General features: G+C 39.0%; 15 protein-coding genes and 1 other annotated feature. Of the genes, 10 read left to right on the top strand and 5 right to left on the bottom strand.

Annotated features, from left to right (window positions below):
- Positions 1–9: 9 nt before the first annotated feature.
- On the top strand, positions 10–273 hold the full coding sequence (locus tag F7984_RS15600) for a YtzC family protein (protein ID WP_066109143.1): 264 nt from the start codon (positions 10–12) through the stop codon (positions 271–273).
- Positions 274–286: 13 nt separating this feature from the next.
- Positions 287–460 carry a glycogen biosynthesis protein GlgD gene (locus F7984_RS15595; protein WP_066109140.1) on the top strand — a complete coding sequence of 58 codons (174 nt, stop codon included), beginning with the start codon at positions 287–289 and terminating at the stop codon, positions 458–460.
- A 101-nt stretch (positions 461–561) separates the two neighbouring features.
- Here F7984_RS15595 and F7984_RS19180 read toward each other — a convergent pair whose 3' ends face one another.
- Complete coding sequence (locus tag F7984_RS19180; RefSeq protein ID WP_192796817.1) at positions 562–714, bottom strand: hypothetical protein; 153 nt, start codon at positions 712–714, stop codon at positions 562–564.
- A gap of 130 nt (positions 715–844) precedes the next feature.
- Positions 845–1,068 (top strand) — a binding site (T-box leader).
- 77 nt (positions 1,069–1,145) lie between these two features.
- On the opposite strand from F7984_RS19180, the gene leuS reads away from it, so the two are divergent.
- The 3 genes from leuS to F7984_RS15580 all read left to right on the top strand — a co-directional run bounded on the left by leuS (position 1,146) and on the right by F7984_RS15580 (position 4,175).
- A complete protein-coding gene (leuS, locus tag F7984_RS15590) occupies positions 1,146–3,557 on the top strand; it encodes a leucine--tRNA ligase (RefSeq protein ID WP_066109137.1) in 2,412 nt (803 codons plus the stop codon).
- Positions 3,558–3,622: 65 nt separating this feature from the next.
- Entirely contained in the window at positions 3,623–3,931 is a 309-nt protein-coding gene (locus tag F7984_RS15585; RefSeq protein WP_066109134.1) for a rhodanese-like domain-containing protein, read from the top strand.
- A gap of 58 nt (positions 3,932–3,989) precedes the next feature.
- Positions 3,990–4,175: a sporulation protein Cse60 gene (locus F7984_RS15580; RefSeq protein WP_066109131.1), complete on the top strand. Its 186-nt coding sequence runs from the start codon at positions 3,990–3,992 to the stop codon at positions 4,173–4,175.
- Positions 4,176–4,392: 217 nt separating this feature from the next.
- Here the strand turns inward: F7984_RS15580 and F7984_RS15575 are convergent, their stop codons facing one another.
- Both F7984_RS15575 and F7984_RS15570 read right to left on the bottom strand, forming a co-directional pair.
- Entirely contained in the window at positions 4,393–4,860 is a 468-nt protein-coding gene (locus tag F7984_RS15575; protein ID WP_225983619.1) for a VanZ family protein, read from the bottom strand.
- Between the two features lie 15 nt (positions 4,861–4,875).
- Complete coding sequence (locus tag F7984_RS15570; protein WP_139892780.1) at positions 4,876–6,147, bottom strand: BaiN/RdsA family NAD(P)/FAD-dependent oxidoreductase; 1,272 nt, start codon at positions 6,145–6,147, stop codon at positions 4,876–4,878.
- Positions 6,148–6,349: 202 nt separating this feature from the next.
- Between F7984_RS15570 and F7984_RS15565 the strand changes: the two genes are divergently transcribed.
- Positions 6,350–7,972: a putative polysaccharide biosynthesis protein gene (locus F7984_RS15565; protein WP_066109124.1), complete on the top strand. Its 1,623-nt coding sequence runs from the start codon at positions 6,350–6,352 to the stop codon at positions 7,970–7,972.
- 66 nt (positions 7,973–8,038) lie between these two features.
- Here the strand turns inward: F7984_RS15565 and F7984_RS15560 are convergent, their stop codons facing one another.
- The gene (locus tag F7984_RS15560; protein ID WP_066109121.1) at positions 8,039–8,254 is read right to left on the bottom strand and encodes a hypothetical protein; all 216 of its coding nucleotides are present in this window, start codon (positions 8,252–8,254) and stop codon (positions 8,039–8,041) included.
- A gap of 71 nt (positions 8,255–8,325) precedes the next feature.
- Between F7984_RS15560 and F7984_RS15555 the strand changes: the two genes are divergently transcribed.
- Positions 8,326–9,057: a pseudouridine synthase gene (locus F7984_RS15555; RefSeq protein WP_066109117.1), complete on the top strand. Its 732-nt coding sequence runs from the start codon at positions 8,326–8,328 to the stop codon at positions 9,055–9,057.
- Positions 9,058–9,096: 39 nt separating this feature from the next.
- Here the strand turns inward: F7984_RS15555 and F7984_RS15550 are convergent, their stop codons facing one another.
- The gene (locus F7984_RS15550; RefSeq protein ID WP_049669825.1) at positions 9,097–9,318 is read right to left on the bottom strand and encodes a DeoR family transcriptional regulator; all 222 of its coding nucleotides are present in this window, start codon (positions 9,316–9,318) and stop codon (positions 9,097–9,099) included.
- Between the two features lie 376 nt (positions 9,319–9,694).
- Between F7984_RS15550 and pepV the strand changes: the two genes are divergently transcribed.
- From pepV to thpR, 3 genes are all read left to right on the top strand, one after another.
- Positions 9,695–11,104 (top strand): dipeptidase PepV, encoded by a 1,410-nt coding sequence (pepV, locus tag F7984_RS15545; RefSeq protein WP_066109114.1) that lies wholly within the window; start codon positions 9,695–9,697, stop codon positions 11,102–11,104.
- A 25-nt stretch (positions 11,105–11,129) separates the two neighbouring features.
- Positions 11,130–11,984, top strand: a complete 855-nt coding sequence (dat, locus tag F7984_RS15540) for a D-amino-acid transaminase (protein WP_066109109.1) — start codon at positions 11,130–11,132, stop codon at positions 11,982–11,984.
- A gap of 98 nt (positions 11,985–12,082) precedes the next feature.
- Positions 12,083–12,670, top strand: a complete 588-nt coding sequence (gene thpR, locus F7984_RS15535; protein WP_140462217.1) for an RNA 2',3'-cyclic phosphodiesterase — start codon at positions 12,083–12,085, stop codon at positions 12,668–12,670.
- The last annotated feature ends 56 nt before the right edge of the window (positions 12,671–12,726 follow it).

Raw genomic sequence — 12,726 nt, 5'->3', positions numbered from 1 at the left:
AGGGTATCTTTGGCTACACGAAAATCCATGGGTGAGTGTATGGAACGATGTACTAATGCAATTGAATTCGCAGAAGAGCAATATAAGGAGTCTGCAAAACAGGAGCACTACAATGAAGCAGGATATACCGAGGCATTGGTCAGATTGGAAAACTCATTTAATGAGTTAGAAGCAATGGATCACAGTGCAAATGATCAACAGCGTGATATGTTGAACCGTATGAAAATACAGGTTCAGGATATTCAGCATGCAATGGTTGTACGCAGGCGCTAAGGGGGTATTCACTATGCGGAAACGTTCTAAACATAATAATCCGGAACAAAAGACTCGTAATGGCATTAATAATCAAGATATCGAGGCCGGTGAAGATCAAGATATTATAAAGAAGGCTAAAAAGATGAACGAAGCATCTGGAGGCCAACAAACTAAAGCAACAGTTCATCCAAAGCAATACAAATAAACCAGCAGGCACAGTCTATATGGCTGTGCTTGTTGGTTTATTTGTATACAAGTGAGTTATGGGGATAATGAATGCGGCGGAGAATCCAGCCGGATGAAAGACTAATTCAGCCAGATGAGTGAGTAGATCAGCAAAATGAGAGGAATCCAGCCAATCGACAAAGGAATAGAGCCGGATATGCCCATAATCCAGCCAAATAAAGGATTAATCCGGCCAAAATTGAGATTAATCCAGTCCCCAGTTTCCCTCGCCAATCACACATAAATTTTTATCAAACCTGTATAATCGATGCTATATTTGTCAATGATTGAAAAAACAGTCTAAATTGACTTGAACTTTTTAGCGGATTTACATACAATGAATGTATATATTTTTTGAATCATATGAATAACTTTGAGAGGGATTAGTAGTAATTGTTGTTCTTTTTAGAGAGTTGACGGTCGCTGCAAGTCAACAGGACACATTATGAACTCACCCTGGAGTTGCAAGCCTGAACTAAGAGTAAGGTTTGCCGTACATCTGCGTTAAAGAGTCGAGCCGGATGCATATTTACTGCATCAATCAGGGTGGTACCGCGGGAAGTTAATAACAAGCCTCTCGTCCCTACTTATTAGGGATGAGTGGCTTTTTTTATTGTTTTAAGCTTTTAAGCACAGCAATTTTGAACCATGTAGGAGGAATTAGGATGAGTTTCAATCATGTAGAGATTGAAAAGAAATGGCAATCTTATTGGGAAGAACACAAAACATTCAAAACGACTGATCATGTAGGGAAGCGTAAATTTTACGCTTTGGATATGTTTCCTTATCCATCAGGAGCCGGCCTTCATGTAGGGCATCCTGAAGGATATACAGCAACAGATATTCTATCTCGCATGAAACGTATGCAGGGATATAATGTCCTTCATCCAATTGGCTGGGATGCATTTGGATTGCCTGCCGAGCAATATGCTCTTGATACAGGAAATGATCCGGAAGAGTTTACAGCTAAAAATATCGGTACATTCACACGTCAGATTAAATCACTTGGGTTCTCCTATGACTGGGACAGGGAAATCAATACAACCGACCCAGAGTACTATAAATGGACGCAGTGGATTTTCTTAAAGCTATATGAAAAAGGACTTGCCTATATGGCTGAAATACCGGTTAACTGGTGTCCGGCACTCGGAACAGTTTTGGCTAACGAAGAAGTTATTGATGGGAAAAGTGAGCGGGGCGGACATCCGGTTATCCGTAAGCCTATGCGCCAATGGATTTTGAAAATTACGGCTTATGCAGATCGTTTGATTGAGGATTTGGATGAATTGGATTGGCCTGAAAGCATTAAGGATATGCAGCGTAACTGGATCGGACGCTCTGAGGGAGCATCTGTAACTTTTAAGATTAAAGGTACGAACGAATCCTACACGGTATTCACGACACGTCCTGACACCTTGTTCGGGGCAACATATTCTGTCCTGTCACCAGAGCATCCGCTTGTGGATAAAATTACAACAGCAGAGCAAAAAGAAGCAGTTGAAGCGTATAAAAAGGAAATTCAATCTAAGAGCGATCTTGAGAGAACAGAGCTTTCTAAAGAGAAAACAGGTGTATTCACAGGAGCATATGCAATCAACCCGGCAAATGGGGAAGAGATTCCGATCTGGATTGCTGATTATGTATTGATGAGCTATGGTACAGGTGCAATTATGGCAGTTCCGGCTCATGATGAACGTGACTATGAATTCGCTAAGAAATTTGATTTGCCAATCCGTGAGGTTGTAGCGGGCGGAAATATTGAAAAAGAAGCTTATGCAGGAGAAGGAGAACATGTAAACTCTGAATTCTTGAATGGCTTGAATAAAGAAGAAGCAATTGGCAAAATGATCGAATGGCTTGAAGAACAAGGAATTGGTGAGAAGAAAGTAACCTATCGCTTGCGTGACTGGAACTTCTCTCGTCAGCGTTACTGGGGAGAGCCTATCCCAATTATTCATTGGGAAGATGGTACTATGTCAGCTGTACCTGAATCTGAGCTCCCGCTTATGCTTCCGAAAACAACCGAAATTAAACCATCAGGTACAGGTGAATCTCCTCTTGCCAACATTGAAGAGTGGGTAAATGTAGTAGATGAGAACGGCCGTAAAGGAAGACGCGAGACAAACACAATGCCTCAATGGGCGGGCAGCTGCTGGTACTTCCTGCGCTATATCGATCCGAAAAATCCAAACGCGATTGCTGATCCTGAAAAGCTTAAGCATTGGATGCCAGTAGATACGTATATTGGCGGAGCAGAACATGCTGTACTTCACTTGCTTTATGCAAGATTCTGGTACAAATTCTTGTATGATATTGGTGTTGTTCCTACAAAGGAACCTTTCCAAAAGCTATTTAACCAAGGAATGATACTTGGAGAAAATAACGAAAAAATGAGTAAATCCAAAGGAAATGTAGTAAATCCGGATGATATCGTAGAAAGCCATGGTGCGGATACACTTCGTCTCTATGAAATGTTCATGGGACCGCTTGATGCATCCATTGCTTGGTCTGCAAACGGACTTGATGGTTCCAGACGTTTCCTTGACCGTGTTTGGAGATTGTTTATTACCGATGACGGTACAGTAAATGATAAGATCACTGAATCCAATGATACTCACCTTGAGAAAATCTATCATCAAACGGTTAAAAAGGTAACAGAAGATTTGGAAGCACTTCACTTTAATACAGCTATTTCTCAAATGATGGTGTTTATTAATGAAGCGTATAAAGCGGAAATCCTTCCAATTCAATATATGGAAGGATTCGTGAAGCTCTTGTCACCTATTTGCCCTCATATCAGTGAAGAACTTTGGAGCAGACTGGGCAACAATGAAACACTTGCCTATACTTCATGGCCTGCATATGATGAGTCCAAATTGGTTGATGATGAAATTGAAATTGTTATTCAAATAAACGGTAAAATGAGAGCAAAACTTCAGGTACCGGCCGGCATTACGAAAGAAGAAATGGAAAAAATCGTAATGGAGAACGGAAAGGTCCAAGAGCAAATTGACGGTAAAACAATCCGTAAGGTTATTGCTGTTCCAGGAAAATTAGTAAATATCGTTGCAAACTAACAAGTGTGGCCGTCTTACGTTTAATAAAACGTAAGACGGCTTTTTTATAAAGGGGGAAAATGGAGATGGAAGAAATAAAAATTATCCAACCCGAAGAGCTGCAGATCAGAATTGAAAATGGAGAGGAATTATCCATCATTGATGTACGGGAGGATTATGAAGTTATAAATGGCATGGTACCAGGTGCTATTCATATGAGAATGGGAGAAATACCCGATCGGCTTGATGAGCTTGATAAAGAAAAGGAGTATATTCTAATCTGTCATGCAGGAGTAAGAAGTGAAAATGTGGCTTATTTTCTGCAGGAGAAGGGATATAAGACAGCCTCAATGGAGGGCGGTATGATGCATTGGCAAGGGGAAATGGTATTCTGAATAGTATAAAAATATAAAAGTCTGGCAAAGATATATAAAAACAGGAGGAGTCTTTGCCGTGATCCAAGTAAAAATGTTTGATTATGAACATGAAAAAGACCTGGAAAAAGGGATGAATCATTTTCTCGGAAAAATAGATGAGGACAGCATTGTAGATATAAAATATAATATAGCAGCTTTCGGTGAAGAGGATGAGGAAGACCAAATCTATTGTTTTAGCGCAATGGTTATCTATAAAAAATGAGTAGTTATCATTTTTGGTAAAATTAATTCTTGGTTCATATTTACCCGTAGGAACAAGTCTATTCCCAGATGAAGCGGAACATCTAAGAAATAATCCATAGGTTGATGAATTTAATTTTTGCTAACTCAATCGTTACAGCTAAAATTACAATTGAATATAGTAAAAATAAGTGGAGAAAACAAACTTGTTTCTCCACTTATTTTTAGGTTTGAACTTATTAGGTTACGGGTTTTTTGAAAAGCTTATACATGAGCTTGAAAACCATGTAGCCAAAGAAACCTCCGATTGTATTTAATAGAATATCATCTACATCAAATCCACCGACATGGAAGGTAAGCTGCATCGTCTCCACAAATAAAGAAAACAAGAAGGACAGAAATGTGATAATCAGTAAATTTCTCAGCTTTTTAAAGGCGATTGGCAGAAAAAATCCAAATGGCATAAAAGCGATAATATTACCGAATAGATTCGAAAACCATATTTTAAATTTGAAGTAATCAGCAAACGTAATATACATATTGATTGTTTTAAAGGGAACAAGATTATAAGATTCTATCCTGTCTTCTTGTCTGTAGTATCCAAAAAACAAAAGATAGGAAAGGATGGCTAAATAGATGAAAAACAACATGTAAATAAGCGGCGAAAACAGCTTATTGTTTTTTATCGTTTGGGCTATATCCTGCACTTATACCATCCTTTCTTATGCCAGGAAATTATTCTTTGCTGCAGCATTTAATCCTGCTAAACGGCCGGTTACCAAAGCTGAAGTGATATTATAGCCGCCCGTATATCCGTGAATGTCCAAAATTTCTCCGCAGAAATATAAGCCATTCATGAATTTACTGGCCATTGTTTTTGGTTCAACTTCTTTAACCGATACTCCTCCGCCAGTCACAAATGCTTTCTCTAAAGAAAGTGTTCCATTAACACGGACAGGGAATTTTTTAATATCTTTGCTTAAAGAACGCCATTTCTCATGGGCGATGACTGCCCCCTGGGAAGAAGGGTCAATCTGGTTACGCTCCAGTAAAAATAATAAATATCTTTCAGGCACTAAACCTTTTAAGCTGTTTTTGACAGCTTTTTTGTCATCCGATTTAATAATTTTAATAATCTGTTGGAATACCTGTTCTTCATTTAAATCAGGGAGCGCGTCAATTTGGACAACGACCTCTTTAAGATTCCATTTTTTGAGGGCCTTTACAACAAATTGGCTGCATCGCAGGACACCTGGACCTGATAGACCAAAATGTGTGAAAATCATATCCATACGATGGGTAATTAATGGTTTTCCTTTAGGATTCATTACGCTGATTGCGACATCGCGAAGTGAAAGACCCTGTAATGTTTTCTGTTTGATAAAATTTTCAGCTGACGTGAGCGGAACCTCAGTTGGAAATAGCTCTGTAACAGTATGTCCAGCTTTTTCCGCCCAAGCATAGCCATCACCGGTTGACCCGGTGTGAGGAACGGATTTACCGCCAACAGCAATGACAACGGAGTCAGCTTCGATCGTTTCGCCTGTTTGTGTCCGAACGCCAATTACTTTCCCTGAATCATACAAAACATCAGCTATAGGTGAGTTTGTGCGTATATCGGTACCCAATTGCTTCAAACGATTCATCATTGCATCCACAACGGATTGAGCTTTGTCATTAACTGGAAACATTCTTCCGTGATCTTCCTCTTTTAATTCAACTCCCAGTTTCTTAAAGAAAGAAATAATTCCCTCATTATCAAATTCAGAGAATGCACCGTACAGGAACTTGCCATTACCGGGAATATGCTTGATAATCTCATCAATCGGCAGACGGTTTGTGACATTGCATCGGCCTCCGCCTGAAATGGCCAGCTTTCGGCCAAGCTTGGATCCTTTATCTATTAATAAGGTGGAAGCGCCGTTTTCTGCAGCTGCTATGGCAGCCATTAAACCGGAGGGGCCTCCGCCTATAATTATTACATCGTATTTCATTATTCCATCTCTTTTCTAAAACATGCTAATATGTTCTATTATAAGTGATTTTATGAATAAGGCAAAAGTCGTAAACAAATTGAAGTTCAATTGTCAAAAAGGATAGAAAAGAGTAAACTACAGAATAGTGAACAAATAAACAAAAAGACTCATGAAAATATATTTCTTACAGGTTAAGGGAAAGAGTGAAAGGGATTGTTACATGTCATCGAAACTTATTAGAGGCACTTTTATTCTAACAGTTGGTATGGTTTTATCGAAAATACTCGGATTGTTTTATGTTATTCCTTTTAATCAAATTGTCGGCAAAGAAGGAATGGCGTTATACGGCTTTGCGTATATCCCCTATACGATTTTCATCAGTATATCAACGGGAGGGATTCCCCTCGCGGTGGCCAAATTTGTGGCCAAATATAATGCAATGGGTGAATATGCAGTTGGGCGTAAGCTATTTGAATCAAGCCGAAAAATAATGATGTTAACGGGGATTTCGGCTTTTCTCATTATGTATGTTAGCGCCCCTGGATTGGCTGCCATGATGGATACGCAAAAATTTTCCGTTGAGGATGTTACATCGGTTATACGGGCTGTTAGCTTTGCTCTGATCCTTGTACCTTCGCAAAGTATATTGCGTGGGTTCTTTCAAGGAAATGAGTCAATGGGGCCGACAGCTGTTTCCCAGGTTATCGAGCAGATAGCACGAATTATATTCCTGCTGGGCGGTGCATATATTGTCCTGAATTTAATGGGCGGAGATGTCGTACAGGCTATGAGTGTGGCAACATTTTCAGCCTTTATTGGAGCGGTTTTCGGATTTCTTGTTCTCTTATGGTATTGGAAAAAGCGGAAACGTCATCTCGATAAACTTTTGAGCGAAAGTAAAAATGAAATAGATATATCTCTTAAAGAGATCTATAAAGAAATCATTGTTTCCTCAATACCATTTATTTTTGTTGGTTTGGCTATGCCTCTATTCCAGTTAGTTGATACGGTTACTTTTAACAGAGCGATGGTATCAATTGGAGAAAAGGCAACAACAGATGTGGCTTTTGGTGTTTTAAATGTATCGACTCAAAAGCTTGTCCTTATTCCAATGACACTTGCTACGGCCTTTTCGTTGTCCATTGTTCCTAGTGTAACGAAATCGTTTGTTGAAAAGAATTGGAAGCTATACAAACAACAATTAACAGAAACGTTCCAAACTTTGCTGTTTATTTTGATACCGGCAGTTGTAGGAATCAGTGTTTTATCTGAGAGCGTATATGGATCGTTTTATGGATTTCTTGATTTAGGGTCAGAAGTATTGAAAGTTTATGCACCGGTTGCTATTCTATTTGCTTTATTTTCTGTTACAGCTGCAATCATGCAGGGAATAAGCCAGCAGCGTTTTACAGTCCTTAGTTTATTGACTGGGATATTAATAAAACTGAGCCTTAATATTCCGTTTATAAAAATGTTTGAAACGAATGGGGCAGTTTATGCGACTGCAATTGGATATACGGTCAGTACACTTATTAATTTATATGTAATTTATTACTTTACTGGTTATCGAATAAAATCTGTGCTGAGAAGGGGATTATTATCACTCATATTTGCTGGGGTTATGGCCTTGGTTGTATGGAGTCTGGATCAGGTCCTGTCTTCCTGGATAGGTTCAAAAGGTCAGATGGATGCGGTTTTCAGGGTGGCGATTACTGTTCCAGTCGGGGTCCTAATCTACTTTTTCTTATCCATTAAAAGTGGTCTATTACATGTCATTTTTGGAGAGCGAACGGATGGACTATTGCGCAAGCTAAAATTGAGCCGTTTCACGAGAGGGAATTAATCAAATTAAAATGTGAAAGTTTAACTTTAAGGCCTGCTTATTATTTAAAGCAGGCCATTCTCATAATTAGTATCGCATTCCAAGTGCTCGTTCAATGCGGGATACACGTCGATCAAGGCGTTCAAATTGGCGCTCCAGACGTTCAAAGCGGTTTTCAAGCCGATCTATACGGGCATTAACTCCACCTAAGCCAGGAAATAGGCCTCCTGGTCCAGGAAAACCGGCTGGCTGTGGCAATTGTCTATCATCTTGTTCGTTAGAGGGTTGTTGTTGATAATCCATAAATTTAGAACACTCCTTCAATTTATATTCAGCATTAGTCTATTCAAAAAAGGAAAATGGGTGATTTTAGGATGAGAATTGATAAATTATTGGCTAACTCCGGTTATGGAAGCCGGAAAGAGGTTAAACAATTACTTAAATCAGGGGCAGTTCTTTGTAATGATGTAAAAATAAGCGATGCTAAAAAGCATGTCAATCCGGATGAGGATGTAATTACCGTTTATGGAGAGCAAGTCAACTATAAGGAATACATTTATTTGTTAATGAATAAACCGGCCGGATACATATCTGCCACAGAAGATGACAGGCTGAAAACGGTGCTTGATTTATTGGAACCTGAAGATGCAAGTAAAAAACCATTCCCTGTTGGAAGGCTGGATCGGGATACTGAAGGGCTGTTGGTTCTTACAAATGATGGGCAGCTTGCTCATGAGGTGCTTGCTCCCAAAAAACATGTTCCTAAAACCTATTACGCAGTTATTCAGGGGATTGTAACCGAGGAAGATATTGAACAGTTTGCTAAGGGAGTTACATTGGATGATGGATATGTAACGAAACCGGGAAAATTAAGGATTCTTACAAGTGGTCCAAGATCTGAAATAGAAGTCATCATAACAGAAGGAAAATATCATCAGGTTAAACGGATGTTTGAAGCTGTAGGAAAAAAAGTAGTGTATTTGAAAAGAATTAAGATGGGCGAGCTTGAGTTGGATGAGAGCTTGAAAACAGGAGAGTACAGAGAAATGACTGAAGAAGAGATCAACCTATTGAATACACGTACTCCGGAAAAAGAAGACCGTTAAAAAGCGGTCTTCTTTTTGTAGGAAAAACTGTTTAAATCATTACGAGGTTAATTTAACTTTCTTTTGAGTGGTGGTCCACTTTCCACGACTGGGGCTGACAACAAGTTCGTTATAAGCCAACACATTTAAGTCCCTCTGAATGGTGCGTGGAGTAATTCCAAATTCATCCACTAATTCTTGGGTTGTTACCGTGCCGTTGCGGACGATGAACATATAAATGGACTTAATTCTGGTAAGCATACGGTTTGTTGAAGGTTTCAAAAAACCACTCCTTATGGATAGTTTCCAATGGCAACATTCCAACCTGCAAGGTATAAAGGCTGTTAACCATCCCACTTAACTAAGTTATCACCTATACAGCACTCCTTTTTTAGGACTTCAAAATACAAGTCCTTCTAGTACTATAATACCCCTCTCTAAATTTTAAATCCATATTTTCCAATAAAATAAAATGAAAATTCACTTAACTATATCTATTTTTGCGATACAGGCACTATGACAACAATACGATATATTTTATTTATTACACTATAAAATATGAACGGCACAGTCATGTGGTTCAACAAAAAATGCTAATCATGCTGAAATTCGATATAATAACGATAAATGATATGACAAAGAAATGAGGGTCACTTTTATGGATCTTAATTGGCAAAAAGAAGTGGAAATGAGAAAAAATGATTTGATTGCCGACACCCAGAAATTACTTCGAATTAAAAGTACACTGGATGAATCTGCATCAACTACTGATATTCCTTTTGGTCCTGGAATAAAGGAAGCGCTTGATTTTATGCTTCAGCTTGGAGAAAAAGACGGTTTTACCACTAAAAATGTTGATAACTATGGAGCTCATTTGGAAATGGGAAACGGAGATGAGCTCCTCGGTATACTTGGACATTTGGATGTAGTGCCTGAGGGAGAGGGCTGGACCAGCGACCCTTATTCAGCAGATATTCGGGATGGAAAAATATTTGCACGTGGCGCGATCGACGATAAAGGACCAACGATGGCTGCCTATTATGCGATGAAGATCATTAAAGAAATGGGCATCGATTTAAATAAAAGAGTTCGATTGATTTTGGGTACGGATGAAGAAAGTGACTGGCGCTGTATGGATTATTATTTTGAAAAAGAAGAAATGCCAACGGTAGGGTTCGTGCCGGATGCTGATTTTCCAATTATCTATGCAGAAAAGGGGATAGCAGATTTCACAATGGATATGAAATCAAAAAGTATACCGGCTGAATCCTTTGTTGTGAAAAGCTTTGAAGCGGGTCAGCGTTTTAATATGGTACCAGAGGCAGCTAAAGCAACTATTTCTCTTAATTTCGATGAGGCGAAAGAGTGGAAAGAAAAATTTGCAATGTACTTGAAAGATCATAATTTAAAAGGTACATATTCCATGTTAGATAATGAGGTCATCTTAACGATGGAAGGGATATCTGTCCATGGTATGGAGCCTGATCTTGGACTTAATGCAGGTCTTAAGCTGGCGGATTTTCTATTCACCATGCCTTTACGTGGGGATGACCGTGCATTTTTTGAATTCATCCATCAGTATTTGAGCAGTGAATCCAGAGGAAGAAAACTTGGTGTAGCTTATTCGGATGATATTACCGGTGATTTAACCATTAATTATGGAATTATTACATATAGAAATGGCGAATTAGGTAAGATTGCCTTCAATATGCGTTATCCTGTGACATATGATTTTGAGAATGGATGGAAAACGATTGAGCAAATCGCTGATAAGCATCAATTTACTGCGACTATAAAAACCCATTTGGGACCTCACCATGTGGATGCAAATAGCCAATTGGTTAAAACTTTGCAAAAAATTTATCACGAGCACACAGGGGAAGAACCTGAGCTATTGGCAATTGGCGGCGGGACGTATGCGCGTGCGCTGAAAAATGCGGTTGCCTTTGGCCCTTTATTTCCGGGGAGGGAAGATGTAGCTCATCAAAAAGACGAATACATCATGATTGACGATTTATTAAAAGCAACAGCTATGTATGCACAAGCTATCTATGAATTAACAAGATAATCTATCACAAGGGGAGTTGGGGGAAATGGATTATATTGTTCACAATGGCGTCCTTTCGAAAAGAGAAACAATTGCCATCGATATAGAAGATCGTGGGTATCAATTTGGGGATGGTATCTACGAGGTTATACGGATTTATAATGGAAAGCTATTTGCGTGGGAAGGGCATAGCAGGCGTCTGTTTGCAAGCGCACAAAAGATCGGCATAGAGATACCCTACAGTCCGAAACGCCTTAAGGAGATTATTGAGGAATTGGTTCTTAAAAATGAGCTGACTACCGGTACTGTTTATCTGCAATTTACACGGGGGGTTTCACCGCGGAATCATGCTTTTCCAGGTAAAGAGGTGGTACCGACCTTTATCGCTTATACAAGAGAATCTGAACGTCCTGTTGTACTGATGGAGTCAGGTGCTGAAGTCTGTATTATTGAAGATAAACGGTGGCTTAATTGCGATATTAAAAGCTTGAACCTTCTCGGTAATATCCTAGCCTTTGAAGAGGCGGTTAAACAGGGATGTAAGGAAGCGATTTTAAACAGAGATGGCATGATAACAGAAGGCAGTCATACGAATGTATCGATTATAAAGGATGGTATTCTGATTACTCATCCTGCAAACAATCTAATTTTAAATGGGATTACCAGGCAGTTGGTTTTAATGCTTTGTGAGGAGCTTTCAATTCCTTACGAAGAAAGACCATTTACACCTGGGGAATTAATGTCGGCTGATGAGGTATTTCTGTCTGGTACCACATTAGAAATTATACCCGTTGTAAAAACCAACGGACAAGCGGTTGGAAAAGCCCCATATACTACAACAAGAAAGCTTCAGAAAGCCTTCCTTGCTAAAATTGAAAATGAATGCGGAAGATTAAAGTAAATGGAAAAGAGTTCAGGGAATACTAACCCTGAACTCTTTTTTGAATAAACATTTTTATTCAAAATCGTCTAAATAGTTAAAATAGAAGGGTGGACATTATGTTAAAATATGAAGGAGATAGGCCGATGAATAGACAGAATCATTATTTTTTTGCAATTGAATTACCTAAGGAGATTAAAGAATCATTGCACCAATGGGCTGCTGAATTAGAACGTATGTATGCATTTAAAAGCTGGGTTCATCCAAGCGATTATCATATTACTTTAGCATTCCTTGGCAGTGCCTCTCATAGTATGTTGGATGGTGCTGTGAATTTATTGAAGTCAAGAGCAGAGCAACTTGTTTCATTTCCATTAACGATTAAAGGATTGGGTACATTTGGTATGGTGAATCAGCCAAGAATTCTATGGGCAGATGTGAGGAAACAGCCGATCTTATATGAAGTGCAGAAGAACGTATGGAATGCTTGTACAAGTATCGGCTTTAAGTTGGATACAAAGCCGTTTACACCGCATGCTACGATAGCAAGAAGATGTATGGAGGCAATGGAAAAAGACAGTCTAAGACAACTAGAAGACTCTCTCCCATCTATACCAGAATTTCAGGTACAGCATCTCGTTCTATATCAAACCAATAGCCAATCTATTCCTAAATATGAACCGATCATTAAATTTCCATTGGTGTAAGATATTCATAAACGTAATGGTAGGTTGAATTGATTAAAACATGAAGGCTTTATTGG

This window comes from Pradoshia sp. D12, assembly GCF_008935075.1.
Taxonomy (GTDB): Bacteria; Bacillota; Bacilli; order Bacillales; family Pradoshiaceae; genus Pradoshia.
The sequence above is the reverse complement of the archived record's forward strand: the minus strand, read 5'-3'. Positions and strand labels throughout refer to the sequence as shown.